The organism is Curtobacterium sp. MCPF17_047 (assembly GCF_003234045.1).
In the GTDB taxonomy this organism is placed as follows: Bacteria; Actinomycetota; Actinomycetes; order Actinomycetales; family Microbacteriaceae; genus Curtobacterium.
Genome location: NZ_QKSF01000002.1, coordinates 59,375 through 81,132, shown reverse-complemented (window position 1 = coordinate 81,132; position 21,758 = coordinate 59,375). Strand labels below are relative to the sequence as shown.

Below are 21,758 nucleotides of genomic sequence, written 5' to 3'. Positions count from 1 at the left end.
GGATCAGACTCCGACGGTCGGGGCGGACAGGACGAACCCGAACGCGGCGAACACGTCGCCGTCGTGGGTGGCCCTGGGGAACGGCTCGGCGCGGAGCTCGAGTTCACCGTCGATGACGGAGAGCGCCAGGATCGTGGTGGTGTCCGGGTCTCCGGGGGCGATCGCGAGGGTGGTGCCGTCGTGCAGGGCGACGACGAGCCGGTCCGGTCCGCGACCCATCACGAGTGCCCGCCGCAGTTCGCGGACGTGGCGGAGGGCGATCAGGACGTCGGAGCCGTCGTAGCCGACCAGGGGGCGGTTGCCGCGCGTGGACACGGCGCGTCCGGCCGTCGCGCCGTCCGCGGTCGCAGCGCCGACGACGTGGTCCACCGACTCCCACGCAGCACTCGTCGAACCGGTGATCCGGAGTGCTCCGACGGCAGAGCGGCGACGGTCGATGCGGACCACCGGGTCCTCGGGTCCGAGCACGCGGACGTCGCGGGGGTCCGGAGCGGGGAACGGTCGGATCCGGGAGGCCCGTTCCCGCAGTCGACGTGCGACACGGTCGGAACGGGGCGGGGTCGCGCCGGGGGCGGCCGCGGAGGCCGACGGTGCGGTCGAGCTGCGCTGCGCCGGCGTCCGGACCGCCGACGGTGCGGGCTGCCGCCCGGAGGACAGGCTCAGCCCGCCGCCGGAGCTGGCCGGCGCGGCCGGTGCCGACGCCAGGGGCGGTCCGGCGGGCGGGGTCGGGCGGCGGAGCGGCACGCCGGGCGTGGCGGTGGTGCCCGACGTGGTGGCGGTGCCGGACGTGGCGGCGGTCGGGCGGGCCTCCTGGCCGGGCGGGGTCGGGCGGACGCGACGGCGGAGGAACGGGTGCCCCGTCGTCATCGCGCGCGGCCGATGCCGTGGTCGGTGCGGAGGCCGGTCAGACCCGTCGTGTACCCCTGGCCGACAGCGCGGAACTTCCACTCCGACCGGTGGCGGTAGAGCTCGCCGAGGATCACCGCGTCGATCAGGTGGTTCCGCTCCGACGGCAGCGGGAACGCGACGAGTTCGCGACCGTCGGGCGCGCAGACGCGGACCGACATCGACCGGACCGAGCCGAGGTCCTTCGGGGACCGCGGGTCAGGGTCGAGGTAGACCGCGAAGACGATCTTGTCGACGGCATCCGGGACCGAGGCGAAGTCGACGTCGATCTCCTCCTGGTCGGACTCGGCCAGGTACCGGACGGACGCGTCGGCGCTCTCGATCTGGTTGAAGAAGACGAGGTCCTCGTCGGAGAGGACGTGCCCGTCCGGGCCGCAGACGATCGCCACCGGGACGAGCTCGGCCGAGGGCCCGCGGCTGGCGATCTGGTCCCAGTGGATGCCGACGACGACCGCGGTGAGGCCGGGGTTCTCGGCCGTCAGGGCAGCGTTCGCTCCCGGGACGAGCTGCCCGGTCACGAGTCGGCTCCGCGGAGGCGCAGGCCCTCGTCGCCGTCGCCCAGTCGGTCCCGCAGGAACCGGCCGTGCGAGGAGAGTTCGGCGATGGCACCGCTCCTGATCTGTTCGTGCATGTCCTCCACCGTCTCCGCGACGACGTCGAGTTGGCCGGCGAGGGTCGCCGTGGCGGCGCTCTCCGGCGTGCGGTCCGCCGCGGGCAGCGAGCGGTACGTCCGGACGGGCGTGGGCAGGTAGTCGTTCACGATGGCCTGGAAGAGGTACCGCTGCTCGGTCGAGGCGCCACGCGCGATGACGGTGCCGGCGGCCTCCCGGAGGAGGTCCTCGACGTGTCGGACGCGCGAGGACACGACGGTCGGCAGATCGGCTCCGGCCGCACGCACGATGGTCCGGAGGTCGTCGAGCCCGGCCGCGGCTGCAGCGTCGTCGGCCGCGCCACCTGAACCGCGGACGTCGATGCGGGCCGCTGCAGCAGCTGCGGCCGACGCCGGCGTCTCGGCGTCCGGGTCGGGCACCCGCCGGTCCTGGTCGTCGTCGTCGCGGCCGAACAGCGCGCGCAGGCGATCACGCACGGCAGCCGACCGCAGGGGTCATCGCGTGACCGATCGGGGGTCGTCGTCGGTCTGGCGGGCGCGCTCCAGGTACGGCTTGGCGCGCTGGATGCCGGACTCGAGCGCCGACACGGTGGAGGACATGTTCTGTGCCGCCTGCGAGCGGAACGAGTCGATCGCGTCCATCGTCTGGAACACGTTGTCGAACGCCTTCTGCAGGGTCTCGACGCTGACACCGGAGTTCGTCGCCTGCTCGTGGACCCGCGTGGTCTGGTCACGCAGCATCTCGCTGGTCTGCAGGATCATCGCGTTCGTGGTGTTGTTCACCGCGTCGATCTGGTCGAGGACCATCTTCTGGTTCGCCAGGGCCTGGGCCACGACGACGGCCGTCCGGAGCGCCGCGATCGTCGTGGTGCGGGCGCGCTCCACACCCTTGATGAGCTCCGTGTTGTTCTTCCGGACCAGGTCCATCGCCAGGTAGCCCTGCACCGACACGGCCAGCTGGGTCAGGATGTCCTGGTGGCGCTGCCGCACCGGGAACAGCACGTCGGACTCGAGCTTCTGCGCTTCGTCGACGCGGCCGCCGTTCCGCAGGCTCTCGATCTTGGTGACCGTCGCCGCGTCCAGGGCCTTCGCGAACACCGCGTACTCGCTCAGCTGCTGCATGGTCTCCCACAGCTGGACCTTCTCGTCGGCGAGCGTCGCGTTGTCCTTGCGGAGCTCGTCCTGTCCGGCCATCAGGGACTTGATGATGTGGTCGAGCTGGGTCTGCGCGGACTCGTAGCGCTGGAAGTACTTCGCCAGCTTGTTGCCGCCCGGGATCATGCCGAGGATCTTCCGGCCGGTGCTGAGGTCGGCAGCGTTCGGCGTCAGGTCCTCAACCGTGGACCGCAGGTCGCCGAGCGTGGTGGCGACCTTGACCTGCGTGCCGTCCCCGGTCCGCTTGGCGCCGGCGATCGACGACTGGGAGCGCTCGAGCATGCGCGAGGAGAACCCGCCGGACCGTGCGATCTCGGATCCGGCGATCGCGTTGATGCCGTCGACCTTCTCGGTGAACGCGGGGGACCGCGGGTCGAGCCGGGCGACCTCGTCGACGAACTCCCGGGCCTGGGCCGCGATCTGCGCCTGCCGGTCCGCGTCCACCGGCACCATGCCCGGAGCGTCGTCCGGGGTGACGACCTCGGCAGCGTCGGCAGCACGCAGGACGAGGGCGTCCTGCGACGGGTCGGTGGGCTCCGGCGGAGCGAGCGGTCCGGGCATCGGTGGTCTCCTGTGACGAGGTGGAACTGCTGGGTGCTGCTGAGGACTGCTGGGTGCTGCTGGTCTGGCGCTGGGTCAGCTGAGGTTGACGCCGAAGTCCGTCGCGACGCCGGCGAGGCCGGACTGGTAGCCCTGGCCGACCGCGCGGAACTTCCACTCGGCGCCGCTGCGGTAGATCTCCGAGAAGATCATCGCGGTCTCGGGGGCGGCGTCCTCGGAGAGGTCGAACCGGACGATCTCGGCGCCGTCCTGGTCGAGCACACGGGAGTACGCGCTGCGGACCTGGCCGAAGTTCTGCCGACGAGCCTCGCCCTGGTCGATCGAGACCACGACGACGACGCGGTCCACGTCGGCCGGCAGGCTCTGCAGGTCGATGGCGATCTGCTCGTCGTCACCGTCGCCCTGACCGGTGCGGTTGTCGCCCTTGTGCTCGACGGATCCGTCGGCGCTCTTGGGCTGGTTGTAGAAGATGAAGTCGGCGTCCGAGCGCACCTTGCCGTCGGGACCGACCAGGAGCGCTGACGCGTCGAGGTCGAACGCCTCGCCGGCCGTGGTGCGCGGGTCCCAGCCGAGGCCGACGGTGGCCACGGTGAGCCCGGGGCTCGTCTTCGTGAGGGAGAGGTTGCCGCCCTTGCTGAGGGAGAGTCCGGCCATGATCGGGTCCTTTCGGTTGTGGGGGAGGGCGGTCGTCTGACCGTCAGTCGAGGACGACGCCGTAGTCGGTCGCGACGCCGCGGAGGCCGGTCGCGTAGCCCTGGCCGACCGCGCGGAACTTCCACTCGCCGTCGTAGCGGTAGATCTCGGCGAAGATCATGCCGGTCTCCGACGCGGCGTCCTCGGTGAGGTCGAAGCGGACGACCTCGTTGCCGGTCTCGTCGTTGACGACCCGGCAGAAGGCGCCGCGCACCTGCCCGAAGTTCTGGTGGCGGGCGTCGGCCTGGTCGATGGTGACGACGATGACCACCCGGGCGACGTCGGCGGAGACCAGGTCGAGGTCGATGAGGATCTGCTCGTCGTCGCCGTCACCCTCGCCGGTGCGGTTGTCACCCTGGTGGACGACCGAACCGTCGACGGACTGCAGCTGGTTGTAGAAGATGAAGTCGTCGTTCGAGCGGACCTTGCCGTTCGCACCGACCAGCAGGGCCGAGGCGTCGAGGTCGAACTGCTCGCCGGCCGTCGTCCGCGGATCCCAGCCGAGGCCGATCATGGCGCGTCGCAGCCCCGGGTCGGTCTTGGTCAGGGAGAGGTTGTTGCCCTTCGAGAGCGAGAGGGTCGCCATCGGTCGTCCTTCCGTCTGGTGGGGTGCCGTCAGAGCGCGGCGGCCGCGGGACCGACCAGGTCCTGCACCGTCCGGCCGTCGGCACGTTCGCCGATCGCCGTGAAGGTCCATCCTGCTCCGGTGCGGGACACCTTCGCCATCACCATCGCGGTGTGCTGCCCGGAGTCGGTCAGCTGGTAGCGGGCGACCTCGGGCGCACCGGCGGTCGAGTCGTCGACCACCCGGCAGAACGCGTTCTGCACGTTGTCGAACGTCTGCCGGCTGTAGCTGCTGATGACGAAGACGATCTGCTGCACGGCGCCGTGCACCGCGCTGAGGTCGATGCGGATGACCTCGTCGTCGCCGTCGCCCTCACCGGTCAGGTTGTCACCGGTGTGCTGCGCCGAGCCGTCCTTGCTGCGGAGCTGGTTGAACCAGACGTAGTCGACGGGCTGGCCGTCGGCGCCGAAGAAGACCGCCGAGGCGTCGAGGTCGACGTCCGCGGACTTCTTGCCGCCGAACAGTCCGCGCTTCGTCGCCACGGCGTCCCACCCGAGACCGAGACGGACGCGCGTCAGTGCGCTGCCGTCGGTCTTCGTGAGCGAGAGCGCCTGGCCCTTCTGGAGGCTGAGACCCATTGCGGTGAACCCTTCGTCGGTGGTGCAGTCGTCGCGACCGTCAGGAGGCGACGGCTGCGTGGTCGTCTGCCGGCTCGTGGTCGCCGGCCTTGCGCTTGTTGCGGACCACCGAGGAGATGAACGCGGCGAGGATGAAGACGACGCCGATGAGGCCGGTGACGACCTCGTTCACCTCGGTGGTGATCGTGACGAGCAGGATCGCCGCGAGAGCACCGATCGCCCAGTGCGCCCCGTGGTCGAGGTACTCGAACTCGTCCAGCGTGCCCTGTCGGACCAGGAAGACGGTGAGAGAACGCACGAACAGGGCACCGATCAGGCCCAGACCGAGCGCGATGATGATCGGGTCGGCGGTGATCGCGAAGGCGCCGATGACCCCGTCGAACGAGAACGACGCGTCGATGACCTCGAGGTAGAGGAACAGCAGGAACGCGGCCTTGCCGGCGACGTTGCCGACGCGGCGCTTGTTGCTGATGCGGTTCGCCTCGGCGACCATCTCACCGGTGCTCTCGAACGAGTTGCCGTCGTCCTCCGGGTCGTCGACGTCGAACAGCCCGCCGAGTCCGGTGACCAGGAAGTACGTGACGAGGCCGGCGATGCCCGCGACGAGGACCGTCGACTGGTGCTCGCCGGCGGTGGTGCCCGCGACGGCCAGCAGCACGAGGGCGACGATGACGTTGACCATCGGGAGCTTGCCGATGAAGAGCAACGGGCGCTCGAGCCAGCGCAGCCAGAGGATGTCGCGCTCCTCGAACATGAAGTCCAGGAAGATCATCAGCAGGAACATGCCGCCGAAGGCCGCGATCTGCGGGTGCGCTTCGTGGAGCAGGTACGCGTACGTGCCGGGCTCGTCGATCGGCCCCTTCTCGAGAGCGAGCTGCACGGCCTCGACCGGGTTCAGCGACGCCGTGACGCCGACGATGAGCAGCGGGAAGAGCACGCGCATGCCGAAGACGGCGATGACGATGCCCACCGTCAGGAACATCTTCTGCCAGAACGGGTTCATCCGCTCGAGGATGCGGGCGTTGACGACCGCGTTGTCGAAGCTGAGGCTGATCTCGAGCACGCCGAGGATCGCGGTGATGATGACCGCGCTCCATCCGCCGTAGACCAGCGCGATGGCCAGTGCGAGCACGGTGATGGCCAGGGACCACCCGAAGGTCTTCAGGAACACGTGCGCGGATCTCCCCTTGAGCGGTGCAGGCGGTGCCTGCAGTGCGGTCGTCGAGGGGACGGCGCGATCCGGCCCTCCCCCTCTCGGAATGCTACATGCTCGGGGCCGAGTGCCGTCGGGGCCAGCGGCCGTCGGCGGTGAACGAGGGGTCGCGCTTGCCCCGCATGTACTCCTGGAACGACGCAGCCTGCTCGGAGCACCACGTCACCTGCTTGCGGTGCAGTTCTTCGGCACTGATGCCGAGTTCGTCGGGGTACTTGGCGGCGATCGCCTGCGCGACCCGACCGGCGGCGATCGCGTCGGCACCGGCGTCGTGCGCGTCGTCGAGCTGCACGCCGTAGAGCTGCGACGCGACCTCGAGCGTCCGCTTGCCCTTCCGGTAGGTGTCGAGCGCCTTGTCCATCACCAACGGGTCGACCACGTTGCCGATCACGGGGGAGGCGATCCCGTGGCGCTTGGCCTCCCGGTCGAGCAGCGTCAGGTCGTAGGGGGCGTTGTAGATCACCAGCGGGATGCCGCGGGCGAACACGGCCTCGACCGCGGCGACGATCTCGGCCACGACCTCGCCGGCCGGGCGTCCGTCGGCACGGGCGCGTTCGGTCGTGATGCCGTGCACCGCCGCGGCCTGCTCGGGGATCTCGACGCCGGGGTCGGCGAGCCAGCTGCCCTCGACGATGGAACGGCCGGTCATGTCGATGAGGCCGACGTGTGCGCTGACGATCCGCGCGGTCTCGACGTCGATCCCGGTCGTCTCGAGGTCGAACACCCCGAGCGCGTGCCACCACGGTCGGGTGGTCAGGTCCTGCGGGGGCCGGGTCGCCGGGTCGAGCGCGGCAGCGGGGGAGGTCACGCGGTCAGGCTAGCCAACGGCACCGACAGCCCCGCGAGGCGCGCTCGCGTTCTCCGCACCCCGACCGACGTGCAGCCAGTAGAACGCCTGCGTGCCGAGCGTCAGCGTCACGGTGCCCTCGGCGTCGAAGGACGGGAACGCGCCGCCACCGAAGAGGTCGACCAGCGGCCGGCCCGCGTACTCGGGCGCGGTGATCGTCACCGAGGTCGGGTTGTGCGCGAACGAGAACACGCAGAGCACGTCCTCGGCGCTCGGCCCGAACTGCTGGTCCGAACCGGAGCCCGCCCAGGACCGGACGAACGCCAGCACGCTGTCGTTCGAGGTCTGCTGCACGGCGATCGACCCCATGCCGAACACCGGGTGCGCCTTCCGCACGTGGATGACGTTGCGGATCCAGTGCAGCAGTGAGCGCGACTGCGCCAGCTGGGCCTCGACGTTCACCTGGGCGTAGTTGAACACCAGGGACTGCACGACGGGCAGGAAGAGCTTGCCCGGGTCGGCGGACGAGAACCCGGCGTTGCGGTCCGGGGTCCACTGCATCGGCGTGCGGGACGAGTCGCGGTCCGGCAGCCAGATGTTGTCGCCCATCCCGATCTCGTCGCCGTAGTACAGGAACGGCGAGCCGGGGAGCGAGAACAGCAGCGCGTGCACGAGCTCGAGTTCGGCGCGCGAGTTGTCCAGCAGCGGTGCGAGCCGTCGCCGGATGCCGATGTTCGACCGCATCCGCGGGTCGTAGCCGTACCAGCCGTACATCGCCTGCCGGTACTCCTCGCTCACCATCTCGAGGGTGAGTTCGTCGTGGTTGCGGAGGAACACACCCCAGGCCGCGGTCTCCGGCACGTCGAGCGTCTCGGAGAGGATCGCCTGGAGCTCCTTGGCGTGCTGGGCCCGCAGCGAGTAGAAGATGCGCGGCATCACCGGGAAGTCGAAGGCCATGTGGCACTCGGGTTCCTCGTCGGTGCCGAGGAACGCAGCGGTCTCCCGGGGCCACTGGTTCGCCTCAGCGATGAGCACACGACCGGGGTACTCGTCGTCGATCATCGTGCGGAGCTTCTTGATCCACTCGTGCGTCTCCGGCTCGCCCTCGCCGTTGCCCTCCTCCGACTGGAACAGGTACGGGATCGCGTCCAGGCGCAGGCCGTCGACGCCGAGGTCCAGCCAGTGCCGGACGACGTCGTACACGGCCTCGACCACGGCCGGGTTCTCGTAGTTGAGGTCCGGCTGGTGGGAGAAGAACCGGTGGAAGAAGAACTGGCGTCGGACCGGGTCGAAGGTCCAGTTGGACTCCTCGGTGTCGACGAAGATGACGCGGATGTTGGAGTACTCCTCGTCGGTGTCCCGCCAGACGTAGAAGTCGCCGTAGGGGCCGTCCGGGTCCTCGCGCGACTGCTGGAACCACTCGTGCTGGTCGCTCGTGTGGTTGATGACCATGTCGATGACGATGCGCATGTTGCGCTCGTGCGCCTTCGTGACGAGTTCGCGGAACTCGTCGAGGGTGCCGAACTCGGGCAGGATCGCCTTGTAGTCGGAGATGTCGTAGCCACCGTCACGCAGCGGTGAACGGAAGAACGGCGGCAGCCAGAGGGCGTCGACGCCGAGCCACTGCAGGTAGTCGAGCCGACTGATCAGGCCCTGCAGGTCTCCGGTGCCGTCGCCGTTCGAGTCGACGAACGAGCGGATCATGCACTCGTAGAACACCGAACGCTTGTACCAGAGCGGGTCGAGGGTCAGTCCGGGCTGCTGGATCGGGGCTGTGAAGGACACCGTGCTCCTCGGAGGTCGTGGCGGCCTCCAGAGCAGGAGGGCCGCCCCGGACACGCTAGCCGGGCGACCCCCGACGCGCACACCACGTCGCCGGGGACGTTCCCTAGACTGACGCGGATGGAACCGCCCGTGCTGTCCCCGTACCAGTCGCTGATGGCGGCCACCCCCGTCGTGCACCGCTCGGTCCTGGTGGCAGACCGGACCACACACTTCTGGGAGTACGGCCCCGCCGACGCCGGGACCGCCCCGGCGACGGTCCTCGCGGTGCACGGGTTCCGCGGCGACCACCACGGACTCGAGTCGATCGCCGCGCACCTGGTGTCCGGACACCCGACCGGCGTCCGGGTGATCGTGCCGGACCTGCCCGGGTTCGGGGTGTCCGACCCGCTCCCGACCTCCGACCTCGACGGCTACGTCCACTGGCTCGAGGGCTTCCGGACGGCACTCGGGCTCGACCGTGACACCGTCGTCCTCGGCCACTCCTTCGGGTCGATCGTCGTGTCGGCTGCGGCCGCCGCCGGGCTCGACACCCGGCTGCTCGTCCTGGTGAACCCGATCGCCGCGCCCGCGCTGCAGGGTCCCCGGGCGGTCGGCACCGGCATCGCCATCGCCTACTACCGTCTCGGCGCCTGGTTGCCGCGCCCGCTCGGACTCGGGCTCCTGCGGAACCGGGCGATCGTCCGGGCGATGAGCATCGCGATGCTCAAGTCGCGCCGGCCGTCGCTCCGGCGGTGGGTGCACGACCAGCACGACCGCTACTTCTCGGCCTTCGCGAACCGCACCAGCGTCATGGAGGCGTTCCGGACGTCCGTGACGCACGACGTCGCCCAGTTCGCCGACCGGATCCCGGTGCCGGTCCTGCTGGTCGCCGCCGAGCACGACGACATCACTGCCGTCCCGGAGCAGCGTGCCCTGGCGGAGCGCCTCGCCGACGCGGAACTCGTCGTCGTCCCCGGCGTCGGCCACCTGGTGCACTACGAGACGCCCGCCGCGGCCGCGAGCGCGGTCCTCCGACGGATGCAGACCCCGTGACCCGCCTCCGGATCGGCATCGACTGCCGCTACGTCCGCATCGACCGCCATGACGGGATCAGCCGCTTCACGGCGGGGGTCGCCGCGCACCTGCCGGACCGACACGACCACGTGCTGCTCGTGTCCGACGAACGGCAGCTCGGATCACTCCCGTCACACCTGCCGTGGGAACTCGTCCCGGCGCCGACCGAGGCGGGGGAGCCGCTGGTGGCGCGGCGGGTCAACCGCCTGGGCCTCGACGCGGTGTTCTCGCCGATGCAGACGATGGGTTCCCGTGGCCGCCGGTACGCCCTGGTGCTCACGCTCCACGACCTCATCTACTACCGGAACCGCACGCCCCCGCGGGAGTTCTCGTGGCCGTTGCGCCTCGGCTGGCGTGCGTTCCACCTGGCCTGGTGGCCCCAGCGGATGCTGCTCAACGGCGCGGACGGTGTCGTGACGGTCTCGGAGACGACCGCCGGGCTGATCCGGGAGCACCGGCTGACCGACCGTCCCGTGACGGTCGCGTACAACGCCGCGGACCCGGCCGAGCCCCGGGACGCCGACGCTCCCCGGCAGAAGGCGCTCGTCTACATGGGCTCGTTCATGCCGTACAAGAACGTCGAGACGCTGGCGGCCGCCCTGCCCCTGCTCGGGCCGGACTGGACCCTGCACTGCATGTCGCGCGTGTCGGACGCCGACCGGGCGCGCATCGGCCGTCTCGCGCCGGCCGGCGCCGTGGTCTTCCACGACGGCGCGAGCGACGAGGAGTACCGGTCGGTGCTCCGGTCCGCCACGGCCCTGGCGACCGCCTCGTACGACGAGGGCTTCGGCATCCCGCTGGTGGAGTCGATGGGCGTCGGGACACCGGTGGTCGTCAGCGACATCCCGATCTTCCGGGAGATCGGGGGCGAGGTGGCCGAGTACTTCGACCCCTCGTCGCCCTCTGCCGTCGCGGCTGCCGTCCGCCGACTGGAGGCCCGCTGGAGTGCCGCCTCGCAGGCGTCGGTCGCGCAGGCCGCCCGGTTCCGCTGGCAGGACTCCGCCGAGCAGGTCGTCCGTGCCGTCGAGCGCGCCGTCTCGGACCGAGCGGCCCACCGCCGCTGACGGGGTCGCCATCCGGACCTCAGGGCTGGACGGTCCGGACCTGCACGCCCGGGAAGACGTCGTCGCCCACCTGCTCGGCGGCAGCCGCGACCGCGGCGAACCCGGTGCCCGTACCCGCTGACCGGACCGTCACCTGCTGCGCCGCAGGCTCGTCGGAGCGCCCGTCGGCGCCGGCTGCGAACGTGCAGCTGACGCCGACCACGCCACCGATCGCGTCGAGCTGTCCGGCCATCCGCAGTCGTCGCTGGCTGGCATCCTCGGAGTCCGACACCCCGACCTGCTGCGATCCGAAGTCGACGTCGGCCCAGATGCGGACGCCGGAACCCGAGGCATCGGCCGCAGCGGCGCTCACGGCCGAGACGAGTGCGCGGCGGTCGTCGGCACCGAGCGCCGGATCGGCACGCACGAGCGCGGTCACGTCGTAGCCCGCGAACGAGGTCTTCTCACTGCGGGCTCGCTCGACGGCCGTCACCCCGGGCAGCGCAGACGCTGCCGCCACGAACCGCGCCCGGTCGGCCTCGGGCTGCGGGAACACGCCCCCGACGCCGCGTTGCACGCCGGACAGGATCACGCCGAGCACCACGACGAGGACCACCGCGACGCCGATGACGCCGAGGACGATCGCCGTTCCAGCCCGGACCCGCTCGGGACGGGAGCGGGAGCGGATCGACGCCGTGTCCGGTCCGAACGCCGTGTCGAGGTCGTCGTCGTCATCCCACGGATCGCGGCCGCGAGGAGGGTCGGTGTGCCGTCCACCAGCGCTCACAACGTCACCTCGCAGCGGGCGGCCCGAGCGTCGGGCCGCGTCGTCCACCGGAGCGTAGTCCGCGCACTGGGCGTGTGCTCTCGGTCACGCTACGGTGGAGCTCGACGGGGGCACGGGCCTCCGTCGGACGGGGGGACCATGCTCTTCACACTCATCGCCGTCGGCGTCGTCATCGTGGCGATCGCCGTCGGGATGGCGGTCGCCGACCGCCGCCGAGCGCGTCTGCTCCGCGGCCTGCCGGACGCCGGCGTCCTGCACGGCAGCGGTCCGGATGGCCACGACCTGCGGGTGGCCGAGGCGCAGGCCGCCCGGACCGCGGGTGGGACCGGCTACACGGGCGGTTCGGGCATCTGACCCGGGTCAGTTCCGGCGTTCGAGCGGGTTCTGGTACTCGAAGGCGTAGCGACCCGGGGCGTCCGAGACGTCCTCGATCGGGTCGTCGGAGCGGACGAGTTCCGCACGGAAGCGCTCCGGGTCCCAGCGGAACGAGTGCACCGAACCGTTCCGGATCGGTACGGTCGACCGCTCGATGGTGCCCGGAGCGGCCGCGTCGACCACGGTCCGGATGACCGCGCCGTGGGTCGCGACGACGACCGAGCCGGCGTCGAAGCGGACGGCGATCTCGGCGAGCGTCTCGGTGACGCGGTCGAGCAGTGCCGCCCGGGATTCGCGACCGGGCACCGCGTCGTGCGGCCAGCGGGACTCGATCTCCGGGTGTGTGAGCCCTTCGGCGTCGCCGTAGGAGCGTTCGCGCAGCCCGTCGTACGTCGACGGCTCGGGGAGGCCGAGGCGTGTGGCGATGATCGTGCCGGTCTCGAGCGCCCGGGACAGCGGCGACGAGACGACCGCGTCGAACCGGCGGCGGGTGAGGAGCGCAGCGGTCTCGGCGGCCTGTCGGCGGCCGGTGTCGTTGAGCGGCACGTCCGTCGAACCCTGGATGCGTCGTTGCCGGTTCCAGTCGGTCTCGCCGTGGCGGACCAGGTAGAGGAGCGTCGTCACCCGTCGATCATCGCAGACGCGGACAGCCGTGCCGCCAGTTCGACGAGGGTCTCGGTCGTGCCGGCGTCGATCTTCACCGCGGCACGACGGTCGCTGCGGGTCACGCCGCGGTTCACGATCACGACCGGGTGCTTCCGCCGGGTCGCGTGGTCGAGCAGGCGGACGCCGGAGTTCACGGTCAGCGAGGAACCGACGACGAGCAACGCGTCCGCCTCGGCCACGATCGACACGGCCTCGCGGAACTTCTCGGCGGGGACGAACTCGCCGAAGAACACCACGTCGGGCTTCAGGACACCGCCGCACACGGTGCAGTCGGGCACCCGGAACCGCTGGACGTCGCTGATCTCCACGTCGCCGTCCGGCTGCAGCTGCACCGAACCCGGTTCGTCGATCCACGGGTTCTCGCGGTCCAGCACGGCGGCCAGGTCGGCGCGGGAGAACACCTGCCCGCAGGTCAGACAGACGGCGCGGTCCATCGAGCCGTGGATCTCGACGACACGACGGGACCCGGCTCGCAGGTGCAGGCCGTCGACGTTCTGGGTGACGATGCCGCTGACGACCCCGGCGGACTCGAGGGCGGCCAGAGCCCGGTGTCCGTCGTTCGGCCGGGCAGCGGCGAACGTCCGCCACCCCAGGTGCGAGCCCGCCCAGTAGCGCTGGCGCTTCGCGGGGTCGGCCAGGAACTCCTGGAAGGTCATCGGCTTCCGGACGACACGTCCCGCGCCGCGGTAGTCGGGGATGCCGGAGTCGGTGCTGACACCGGCGCCCGTCAGGACGGCGATGCGCTTGCCGCGGAGGACCGCGACCGCCCGGTCGACGTCGGTGACGGTCGCGTCGGTCGCGTCGGTCGCGTCGGTCGCCGTGCCGTCCGTCGCGTCGGTCGCCGTGCCGTCCGTCGCCGTGCCGTCGGTCGCTGTGCCGTCGCTCGTCGCCATCGTGTCCACGGTACCCTCAACCGCCGAGCGTCCCCGGTCCTTCCCCGGGCTGACGTCCGCGACCAGACCACGATCCTCCCGACCGGAACGAGCACCGTGCACCCCGTCCGCATCGACTCCCTCGACGACCCGCGCCTGGACGACTTCGCCCGGCTCACCGACGTGGCGCTCCGCCGCGTGACGGAGCCCGAGGGTGGGCTGTACATCGCCGAGTCGAACACCGTCATCGAGCGCGCCGTCCGTGCCGGGCACGTGCCGCGGAGTGTCCTGGTGCAGGAGAAGTGGTTGGACAGCGTGTTGCCGCTGGTCGCCGAGCACGACGGGCCGGTCTTCGTCGGGTCGGACGCGCTGCTCGAGGAGCTCACCGGCTTCCGGATGCACCGCGGTGCGATCGCGGCGATGCACCGACCCGAGCTGCCCAGCGTCGCCGACGTCGTGCGCGACGCCCGGCTCGTCGTCGTCCTCGAGGACATCGTCGACCACACGAACGTCGGGGCCGTCTTCCGCAGCGTCGCCGGTCTCGGTGCCGACGCCGTCCTGGTCAGCCCGCGCTGCGCCGACCCGCTCTACCGCCGGAGTGTCCGGGTGAGCATGGGCACCGTGCTGCAGGTCCCCTGGACGCGCATCGGAGAGTGGCCGGCCGCGGGGGAGGACCTCCGCGCGCAGGGCTTCCACGTCGCCGCGATGGCCCTCACCGACCGCTCCGTCGACCTGGAGGAGTTCGTCGCCGACGTGCCGGAGCGGGTCGCCCTGGTCATGGGCACCGAGGGACAGGGCCTCACGCCGGCTGCGGTCGCGGCGGCCGACACCACGGTGCGGATCCCGATGCACCACGGCGTCGACTCACTCAACGTGGCCGCGGCGAGCGCCGTCGGCCTGTGGGCGGTCGCGCACGCGCAACGTGCACGCTGATCCCCTCCTTTAGGCTTGCCGGATGCTCTCCCGACGCGACGCCGCCGTCCGGCTCGACATCACCCTCGAGATGGCGACCCACCACGGGATCCCGTCGCGCCTCAGCGAGGCTGAACTGACAGCGATCGAGCAGGACCCGCCCGCCTGGCTGGTGCAGTCGCGGGCGAACCGCACGGGTGCGAAGAAGGTCTGGGTGCGCCTGGAGTGCGTCGTGTGCGGCTACTGGGAAGAGGCGCGGCCGAAGAAGTGGTGGCCCGACTGGGACCACCTGATGTGCGATTACCACGCGCCGTACCAGGCTCCTGAGCCGACCGCGGGCTTCGTGCGGCACGAGGTCGAGGGTGTCGGCAGCCGGTTCGTCGCGCTGGTCGACGAGAGGGTCGAGCCGCCGCGGTAGCTGCGCGCCGGGGACCGCGTCCCGTTCGACGTCGAGCCCTACCCTGGCGGTCGGCTCGGCAGCGGCGTGCGTGGCATCGACCGGTGCCTGTGCGGAGCGGGACGGTGATGCCGGGAGGCCCACCCCGGCCCCGCGACGAGCCGCACCGGACCCAGGGGGTCGGCCCGGGCCTCCAGTACGATCCGGTCTCGTGCCGAACGTCGTCCGCCGCCCCCGCTCCGCGATCCGGAGGCCCGTGACGGTTGCCGTCATCGCGGTGCTCCTGCTCGTCGTCGCCTTCCTGGTGGCCGCCGCAGTCGTGCCGTTCGCACCGGCGACGGCCAGCACGGCGACGTACCGCCCGCCGACCGCGAGCGCCGCGGACGTCCGGTTCCCGGACTACGGTGCGACGGCGGTGGAGGCCGACGGGTTCCCGGAGAGCCTGACCACCAGCGGGGACCGGAAGGCACGTTCGATCGCGAGCATCTCGAAGGTCGTCACGGCTCTGGTCGTGCTCGAGGAGAAGCCGCTGCAGCCCGGTGACCAGGGCCCGGACGTGCGGTTCACGCCCCAGATGGAGGCGCTGTACGGCCAGTACGCGGCGCAGAACGGTGAGGTGGCGCCGCTGCCGACGAACCTGCGGCTGTCCGAGTACCGGGCGTTCCAGGTGATGCTGATGAAGTCGGCGAACAACTACGCCGGCTCGTTGGCGCTCTGGGCGTTCGGGTCGATGGACGGCTACCGCAAGGCCGCGGCGACCTGGCTCGACGACCACGGCCTGGACGACACCACGATCGTGGAACCGACCGGCCTGGACCCCCGGAACCAGAGCACCGCGACGGACCTGGTCGACCTCGGCAAGCTGGCGTTGGCGGACCCGCTCGTCAAGGAGGTCGTCGGGACGGCGTCGGCGACGGTGCCGGGCGTCGGCGACATCGAGAACTCGAACAAGCTGCTCGGCATGGACGGCGTCGAGGGCATCAAGACCGGCACGCTCGACGAGGCCGGAGCGTGCCTGCTCTTCGCGGCGACCTACCAGCGCGGTGGCCGCACGGTGACGGTGATCGGGGCGATGCTCGGCGGGGTCGACCACGACTCGCTCGACGGCGACGTGCGGAAGCTGCTGCACTCGGTGGCGGACGACTTCCACACCATCACCCTGACGAACGCCGGGCAGACCTTCGGCACGTACCAGGCGCCCTGGCAGGAGGAGGTCGACGCGACGGCGAGCCGTGCGGCGTCGCTCCTGGTCTGGGGACGGACCGACGTGACCGCGAAGACGACGCTGGAACCGCTGACGTTCGGGTCGGCGGGGGAGCGCGTCGGGTCGGTGCGGTTCGCGGTCTCGCACCACGACCCGGTGACGGTCCCGCTCGAGCTCGACCGGTCCATCGAGGACCCGGGGGTCTGGTGGCGGTGGTCGAACCCGTTCCGCGGTGTCGAGCTCGACCGGGCGCTCGTCGGCTGACCGGGCCGGCGCTGCCCGTGATCGGGGCTGCGCTCAGTCCCGCGGGGCGACCGGCTGCATCGAGGTCCGCTTGGCCGTGATGCCGTCGCCGGACGACGTCCCACGGACGCGTCGGACCACCCACGGCACGAGGTACTCCTTCGCCCAGCCGAGGTCCTCGACGCGGGCCTCCCGCCAGGGCCGAGCGGCGAGCGGCTCGGGGACCGCGGCGCCGAGTTCGTGGGCGACGCCGAGCGTGTCGAGCACGGCGGCGGCGACGGTGGCGTGTCCCAGCGGGGAGTGGTGCAGCCGGTCGGCGGCCCACATCCGCGGGTCCCGCAGCACCCGGAGCGCCCAGAGGTTCGTGACGAGCGCCCCGTGCTGCAGCGCGATGGCCTGCAGGTGCTCGTTGTAGATCGCGGTCTTGCCACGCACCATGCCGAGGACCGGCGTCATGCCGACGTCGGGGCCGGTGAACAGCACCACGGTCGCACCGTCACGACGGAGGGTCGCGATCATGCGGTCGTAGCGCTCCGCCAGGGCGTCCGGATCGGAGCCCGGACGGATGATGTCGTTGCCGCCCGCCGACACGGTGATCAGGTCCGGACCGAGGGCGACGGCGGCCTCGGCCTGCTCGTCGACGATCTGCCCGAGCAGACGTCCACGCACGGCGAGGTTGGCGTAGCCGAAGTCCTCGTCGGTGCGGTCGGCCAGGGTCTCGGCAACGCGGTCGGCCCAGCCGCGGTGGCCGCCGACCGAGTGCGTGTCCGGGTCACCGATCCCCTCGGTGAAGGAGTCGCCGATCGCGACGTACCGGGTCCAGGGATGCTCGTCTGACACGACAGGCGACCGTACTCTCGTCCCATGACCGAGTCCACTCCCGGCAAGCGACGTCCCTGGACCGTTCCGGACGACCTCCTGGCACGCATCGCCGCACGCGCCCCCGGCTACGACACCGACAACGCCTTCTGCGCGGAGGACCTGGCGGAGCTCCGGCAGGCGGGGTACCTCCGGATCGGGGTGCCGATCCGGGACGGAGGCTCGGGGCTGGGTCTCCGCGAGACCGCTGCGGTCCAGCGGACCCTCGCGACCGCCGCACCGGCGACGGCACTCGGGCTCGGCATGCACCAGGTCTGGGTGCAGGCGGCGCGCAGCGTGTCCGTCCGGGGTGGGACGTTCCTCCAGACCGTCACGGACGCAGCGGCGGCGGACCGGCTGCTCGCCTTCGGGGTGAGCGAGCCGGGCAACGACGCCGTCCTCTTCGACTCGCTGACGACAGCCGAGCCGGACGGCGCGGGCGGGTACCGGTTCACCGGCACGAAGGTGTCGACCTCGCTCGCACCCGCGTGGGACCTGCTGAGCGTGTTCGGGAAGGACACCTCGGGCACCGAACCGCGGCTCGTGCACGGTTTCGCGGTCCGTGCCGACGACGGGGTCCGGCACCTGGACGACTGGGACACGCTCGGCATGCGGGCGACGCAGAGCCGGACGACGATCCTCGAGGGGCTGCACGTGCCGGCGGAGCGCATCGTCCGGGTGCTGCCGGTCGGTCCGGTGGCGGACCCGCTCGTGTTCGGGATCTTCGCCGCCTTCGAACTGCTCGTGGCGTCGGTGTACGTGGGGCTCGCCTCGCGCGCCGTCACCCTGGCGGTCGAGCGGGTCGCCGAGCGGGTCGCCATGGACGGGACGCGGCGCTCGGCCGACCCGGACGTCCGGCGCGCGGTCGCCGCGATGCGCAGTGCGACCGACGCCATCGCGCTGCAGGTCGACGCGCTCGCCCGGGACGCCGACGAGCTCGTCGAGCACGACCGGTGGTTCCCGCTGCTCGTCGGCACGAAGGCCCGTGCGGTGGACACGGCGCAGTCCGTGGTGGACGAGGCGCTGCGGGTCGTCGGTGGATCGGCGTTCCGGGCGTCGGACGAACTGGCTCGCCTGGCCCGGGACGTCCGCGCCGGCCAGTACCACCCGTCGACGCGGGACTCGGCGATGCGGACGATCGCGGCGGCGGAGTTCGGGCCGCTGCCCCGCTGAGTCGGGCCCGGTCGCGCGGGGTCCGGTGTCGCGGGCGCCGTCGGTCCGGGTGTCGCCGGTCCGTGCGAGCATGACCCGGTGAGCAAGCAGGACGGACGGAACCGACTCGTCACCGACGCGCCGGTCGACGACGCCACGGCGACGGTCCTGCACGTCGACATGGACGCCTTCTTCGCCTCCGTCGAACTGCTCGACCGCCCCGACCTGGTCGGTCTGCCGGTCATCGTCGGCCACGACTCGGACCGCTCGGTCGTCACGGCCGCCACGTACGAGGCGCGCAGGTACGGCATCAACTCCGCGATGCCGATGGCCGTGGCGAAACGTCGGTGCCCGGCGGCGGTGATCGTCGAGCCGCACTTCGAGAAGTACAGCGCGCGCTCCGCCCAGGTCATGCGGATCTTCGACCGGTTCACGCCGCGGGTCGAGCGCCTCGGGATCGACGAGGCGTTCCTCGACGTGGCCGGTGCGCTCCGGCTCTACGGCACGCCGTGGCAGATCGGCACCGAGATCCGACGGACCGTGTTCGCCGAGACCGGGTTGCACTGCTCGGTCGGTGCCGCGTCCACGAAGTTCGTGGCGAAGCTGGCGTCCAGCCGCGCCAAGCCCGACGGGCTGCTCGTCGTCCCGCACGCGTACACGATCGAGTTCCTGCACCCGCAGCCCGTCTCCGCGCTCTGGGGCGTCGGCGGCAAGACGCAGGAGACCCTCGAGCGCCGGGGGATCCACACCGTCCGCGACCTCGCCACCACGCCGCTGCCGTCGCTCGTGGCCCTGCTCGGACCGTCCGGCGGGCAGCGGCTGCACGACCTCGCCTGGGGCCGCGACCCGCGCACCGTCGAGGCCGGGGTGGGCGAGAAGTCGATCGGGCACGAGGTCACCTTCGGCCGCGACCTCACCGAACGCGACGACGTCGCCCGGGAACTGCTGCGCCTGGCCGAGAAGGTCGCGGTCCGGCTCCGCCGCGCCGAGGTGCAGGCGCGCACGGTCGCGCTGAAGGTCCGGTACACCGACTTCACCACGCTCACCCGGTCCCGCACGCTCGCCGAACCCAGCGACGTCGCCAAGCGGATCCACCGCGAAGCCGTCGAGCTGTACGACGTCCTGCACCGCCCGGGCAACCGCATCCGACTGATCGGCGTCCGCGGCGAGAACCTGGTGCCGGCAGCCGCGAGCAACGCCCTGTGGGACGACGACGCGCCGTGGCGCGACACCGAGACCACCGTCGACGCCGTCACCGCCCGCTTCGGCGCCGGCGTGCTGCGACCCGCCTCGCTCGTCCGCGCGACGCCGGAGCAGCGTGCCCCGCACGCCCGACAGGACTGAGCGTGCCGGTACACTCGGGTGGAGTGAGCGCAGCGGAGAACATCGAGCACCAGGAACCCGCCGAACTCCCGATCGACGGGCCGTCGGCGAACGGGACCGCCCCGACCCAGCCGGCTCCGACCGAACCGGCGGCCATCGCCGAGGTCGCGGGCAACGCGGCCGCCGAGCACCTCTCCCCGGCGTTCCCGGAACGAGCCGCATGGGGCACCGCCTCGAAGCTCCGTGCCTGGCAGGTCGAGGCGTTGACGAAGTACTTCGAGAAGGAACCGCGCGACTTCCTCGCAGCGGCCACCCCGGGCGCGGGCAAGACGACCTTCGCGCTGCGGCTGGCGACCGAACTGCTCGCCCGCGGCACCGTCGACCGGCTCGTCGTCGTCGCACCGACCGAGCACCTCAAGCGGCAGTGGGCCGACGCCGCCGACCGCGTCAACATCCGACTCGACCCGATGTTCAAGAACGGCGACGGCATGTTCGGTCGGCACTACCAGGGCGTCGCGATCACCTACGCCCAGGTCGGCATGAACCCCGAGGTGCACGAACGGATCACCGCCGGCGGCAAGACCCTGGTCGTCCTCGACGAGGTGCACCACGGCGGCGACGCCCTCACCTGGGGTGACGGCATCCGGTTGGCGTTCTCGAAGGCCACCCGGCGCCTCTCGCTCTCCGGCACCCCGTTCCGTTCCGACACGGCACCGATCCCGTTCGTGCAGTACGCCCCCGACGAGCAGGGCATCCGCACCTCGATCTCCGACTACAACTACGGCTACGGCCGCGCGCTCAAGGACGGCGTCGTCCGGCCCGTGCTGTTCATGGCGTACGCCGGCCAGATGCGCTGGAAGACCCGGATGGGCGACGAGATGTCGGCGTCCCTCGGCGAAGCCGTCACGAAGGACATCACCGCGCAGGCGTGGCGGACCGCCCTGTCGCCCGAGGGCGAGTGGATGCCCGCCGTGCTCTCGGCCGCCGACAAACGCCTCACCGAGGTGCGCCGGGGTGTCCCTGACGCCGGTGGGCTGGTCATCGCGACCGACACGACCACCGCCCGGGCCTACGCGCGCATCCTGCAGCGGATCACCGGGGAACGCCCCACGGTCGTGCTCTCCGACGAGGCCGCGGGTTCCAGCCGCATCCAGTCCTTCGCCGAGGACACCTCGCGCTGGATGGTCGCCGTGCGCATGGTCTCGGAAGGCGTCGACGTCCCGCGCCTGTGCGTCGGCGTGTACGCGACGAGTGCGAGCACACCGCTGTTCTTCGCCCAGGTCATCGGCCGGTTCGTCCGCGCCCGTCGTCGTGGTGAGACCGCGTCGGTGTTCCTGCCGAGCGTGCCCGGTCTGATGGCCCTCGCCGCCACCCTCGAGCTGGAGCGGGACCACGCACTCGACCGTCCGAAGGACGCCGAGGACGGCATGTACAACCCCGAAGACGCCATGGTCGCCGAGGCCAACAAAGACGAACGTGCCTCCGAGAGCCTGCTCGACATGCAGCCGTTCGAGGCGCTCGACTCGCAGGCGTCCTTCGACCGGGTGCTCTACGACGGCGGTGAGTTCGGCACCGGGGGCGAGGTCGGGTCGCTCGAGGAACTCGACTTCATCGGCATCCCGGGGCTGCTCGAACCCGACCAGGTGCGGGACCTGCTCCGTGCCCGCCAGGCGACCCAGGCGAAGCGGTCCAAGGGGCGCGTGGTGAAGGACGGGCTGCCGAAGGCGCCGGAGCCGGAGAACCGGCCGATGTACATGACCATCAAGGAGCAGCGCTCCGAACTCCAGCGCCTCGTCTCGATCTGGTCCCGGCACGCGAACGAGCCGCACGGGTCGATCCACGCCGAACTCCGTCGGATCAGCGGGGGACCCGCCGTGGCGCAGGCGAGCATCGAGCAGATCCAGAAGCGCATCGACATCCTGCGGTCCCGCATCGGCGGTCGTCGGTGAAGACGGTCCGC

Annotated in this window: 23 protein-coding genes; 9 read left to right on the top strand and 14 right to left on the bottom strand. The window is 71.5% G+C overall.

Features of this window, described 5'->3' with window-relative positions; genetic code table 11:
* Positions 1-3: 3 nt before the first annotated feature.
* From DEJ33_RS02805 to treS, 10 genes are all read right to left on the bottom strand, one after another.
* A complete protein-coding gene (locus DEJ33_RS02805; protein ID WP_146242507.1) occupies positions 4-867 on the bottom strand; it encodes a hypothetical protein in 864 nt (287 codons plus the stop codon).
* Entirely contained in the window at positions 864-1,424 is a 561-nt protein-coding gene (locus tag DEJ33_RS02800) for a TerD family protein (RefSeq protein WP_111077184.1), read from the bottom strand. The genes DEJ33_RS02805 and DEJ33_RS02800 overlap by 4 nt, the downstream gene beginning before the upstream one ends.
* Positions 1,421-1,993 (bottom strand): hypothetical protein, encoded by a 573-nt coding sequence (locus DEJ33_RS02795; protein ID WP_111194246.1) that lies wholly within the window; start codon positions 1,991-1,993, stop codon positions 1,421-1,423. Before DEJ33_RS02795 ends, DEJ33_RS02800 begins: the two co-directional genes overlap by 4 nt.
* Positions 1,994-2,011: 18 nt before the next feature.
* Positions 2,012-3,232 (bottom strand): toxic anion resistance protein, encoded by a 1,221-nt coding sequence (locus DEJ33_RS02790; protein WP_111194245.1) that lies wholly within the window; start codon positions 3,230-3,232, stop codon positions 2,012-2,014.
* Between the two features lie 75 nt (positions 3,233-3,307).
* Positions 3,308-3,886 carry a TerD family protein gene (locus DEJ33_RS02785; protein ID WP_110902253.1) on the bottom strand — a complete coding sequence of 193 codons (579 nt, stop codon included), beginning with the start codon at positions 3,884-3,886 and terminating at the stop codon, positions 3,308-3,310.
* Between the two features lie 43 nt (positions 3,887-3,929).
* Entirely contained in the window at positions 3,930-4,511 is a 582-nt protein-coding gene (locus tag DEJ33_RS02780; protein WP_110902254.1) for a TerD family protein, read from the bottom strand.
* A gap of 29 nt (positions 4,512-4,540) precedes the next feature.
* Positions 4,541-5,128 carry a TerD family protein gene (locus DEJ33_RS02775; protein WP_110902255.1) on the bottom strand — a complete coding sequence of 196 codons (588 nt, stop codon included), beginning with the start codon at positions 5,126-5,128 and terminating at the stop codon, positions 4,541-4,543.
* 40 nt (positions 5,129-5,168) lie between these two features.
* Positions 5,169-6,299 (bottom strand): DUF475 domain-containing protein, encoded by a 1,131-nt coding sequence (locus DEJ33_RS02770; RefSeq protein WP_111194244.1) that lies wholly within the window; start codon positions 6,297-6,299, stop codon positions 5,169-5,171.
* A gap of 91 nt (positions 6,300-6,390) precedes the next feature.
* On the bottom strand, positions 6,391-7,149 hold the full coding sequence (locus tag DEJ33_RS02765; protein ID WP_375334541.1) for a 3'-5' exonuclease: 759 nt from the start codon (positions 7,147-7,149) through the stop codon (positions 6,391-6,393).
* A 9-nt stretch (positions 7,150-7,158) separates the two neighbouring features.
* Positions 7,159-8,913 carry a maltose alpha-D-glucosyltransferase gene (gene treS, locus DEJ33_RS02760; protein WP_111077182.1) on the bottom strand — a complete coding sequence of 585 codons (1,755 nt, stop codon included), beginning with the start codon at positions 8,911-8,913 and terminating at the stop codon, positions 7,159-7,161.
* A gap of 117 nt (positions 8,914-9,030) precedes the next feature.
* Here treS and DEJ33_RS02755 point away from each other — a divergent pair, with 117 nt between their 5' ends.
* Together DEJ33_RS02755 and DEJ33_RS02750 are read left to right on the top strand one after the other, a co-directional pair.
* Entirely contained in the window at positions 9,031-9,945 is a 915-nt protein-coding gene (locus DEJ33_RS02755) for an alpha/beta fold hydrolase (RefSeq protein ID WP_111194243.1), read from the top strand.
* Positions 9,942-11,030 carry a glycosyltransferase family 1 protein gene (locus DEJ33_RS02750; protein WP_111194242.1) on the top strand — a complete coding sequence of 363 codons (1,089 nt, stop codon included), beginning with the start codon at positions 9,942-9,944 and terminating at the stop codon, positions 11,028-11,030. Before DEJ33_RS02755 ends, DEJ33_RS02750 begins: the two co-directional genes overlap by 4 nt.
* 19 nt (positions 11,031-11,049) lie before the next feature.
* Here the strand turns inward: DEJ33_RS02750 and DEJ33_RS02745 are convergent, their stop codons facing one another.
* Positions 11,050-11,796, bottom strand: a complete 747-nt coding sequence (locus DEJ33_RS02745) for a hypothetical protein (RefSeq protein ID WP_111194241.1) — start codon at positions 11,794-11,796, stop codon at positions 11,050-11,052.
* A 138-nt stretch (positions 11,797-11,934) separates the two neighbouring features.
* On the opposite strand from DEJ33_RS02745, the gene DEJ33_RS02740 reads away from it, so the two are divergent.
* The gene (locus tag DEJ33_RS02740; RefSeq protein ID WP_111194240.1) at positions 11,935-12,150 is read left to right on the top strand and encodes a hypothetical protein; all 216 of its coding nucleotides are present in this window, start codon (positions 11,935-11,937) and stop codon (positions 12,148-12,150) included.
* Positions 12,151-12,156: 6 nt separating this feature from the next.
* On the opposite strand, the gene DEJ33_RS02735 is transcribed toward DEJ33_RS02740, so the two are convergent.
* Both DEJ33_RS02735 and DEJ33_RS02730 read right to left on the bottom strand, forming a co-directional pair.
* Positions 12,157-12,795: a histidine phosphatase family protein gene (locus tag DEJ33_RS02735; protein ID WP_110902262.1), complete on the bottom strand. Its 639-nt coding sequence runs from the start codon at positions 12,793-12,795 to the stop codon at positions 12,157-12,159.
* Positions 12,792-13,730, bottom strand: coding sequence for an NAD-dependent protein deacetylase (locus tag DEJ33_RS02730; RefSeq protein WP_111194293.1), 939 nt, complete (start codon positions 13,728-13,730; stop codon positions 12,792-12,794). The genes DEJ33_RS02735 and DEJ33_RS02730 overlap by 4 nt, the downstream gene beginning before the upstream one ends.
* 96 nt (positions 13,731-13,826) lie before the next feature.
* Between DEJ33_RS02730 and DEJ33_RS02725 the strand changes: the two genes are divergently transcribed.
* The 3 genes from DEJ33_RS02725 to DEJ33_RS02715 all read left to right on the top strand — a co-directional run bounded on the left by DEJ33_RS02725 (position 13,827) and on the right by DEJ33_RS02715 (position 16,486).
* Positions 13,827-14,642, top strand: a complete 816-nt coding sequence (locus DEJ33_RS02725) for an RNA methyltransferase (protein ID WP_110902263.1) — start codon at positions 13,827-13,829, stop codon at positions 14,640-14,642.
* A gap of 22 nt (positions 14,643-14,664) precedes the next feature.
* Positions 14,665-15,039 carry a hypothetical protein gene (locus tag DEJ33_RS02720; RefSeq protein WP_111077177.1) on the top strand — a complete coding sequence of 125 codons (375 nt, stop codon included), beginning with the start codon at positions 14,665-14,667 and terminating at the stop codon, positions 15,037-15,039.
* A gap of 190 nt (positions 15,040-15,229) precedes the next feature.
* The gene (locus DEJ33_RS02715) at positions 15,230-16,486 is read left to right on the top strand and encodes a D-alanyl-D-alanine carboxypeptidase family protein (protein ID WP_146242506.1); all 1,257 of its coding nucleotides are present in this window, start codon (positions 15,230-15,232) and stop codon (positions 16,484-16,486) included.
* A 33-nt stretch (positions 16,487-16,519) separates the two neighbouring features.
* Here the strand turns inward: DEJ33_RS02715 and DEJ33_RS02710 are convergent, their stop codons facing one another.
* Positions 16,520-17,305, bottom strand: a complete 786-nt coding sequence (locus tag DEJ33_RS02710) for an SGNH/GDSL hydrolase family protein (RefSeq protein ID WP_111194238.1) — start codon at positions 17,303-17,305, stop codon at positions 16,520-16,522.
* Positions 17,306-17,329: 24 nt separating this feature from the next.
* Between DEJ33_RS02710 and DEJ33_RS02705 the strand changes: the two genes are divergently transcribed.
* The 3 genes from DEJ33_RS02705 (at position 17,330) to DEJ33_RS02695 (ending at position 21,747) form a co-directional block, all read left to right on the top strand.
* Positions 17,330-18,496 carry an acyl-CoA dehydrogenase family protein gene (locus DEJ33_RS02705; RefSeq protein ID WP_111077174.1) on the top strand — a complete coding sequence of 389 codons (1,167 nt, stop codon included), beginning with the start codon at positions 17,330-17,332 and terminating at the stop codon, positions 18,494-18,496.
* Positions 18,497-18,574: 78 nt separating this feature from the next.
* Positions 18,575-19,819, top strand: coding sequence for a DNA polymerase IV (gene dinB / locus DEJ33_RS02700; protein ID WP_111194237.1), 1,245 nt, complete (start codon positions 18,575-18,577; stop codon positions 19,817-19,819).
* 134 nt (positions 19,820-19,953) lie between these two features.
* Positions 19,954-21,747, top strand: a complete 1,794-nt coding sequence (locus DEJ33_RS02695) for a DEAD/DEAH box helicase (protein WP_110902497.1) — start codon at positions 19,954-19,956, stop codon at positions 21,745-21,747.
* Positions 21,748-21,758: the final 11 nt, after the last annotated feature.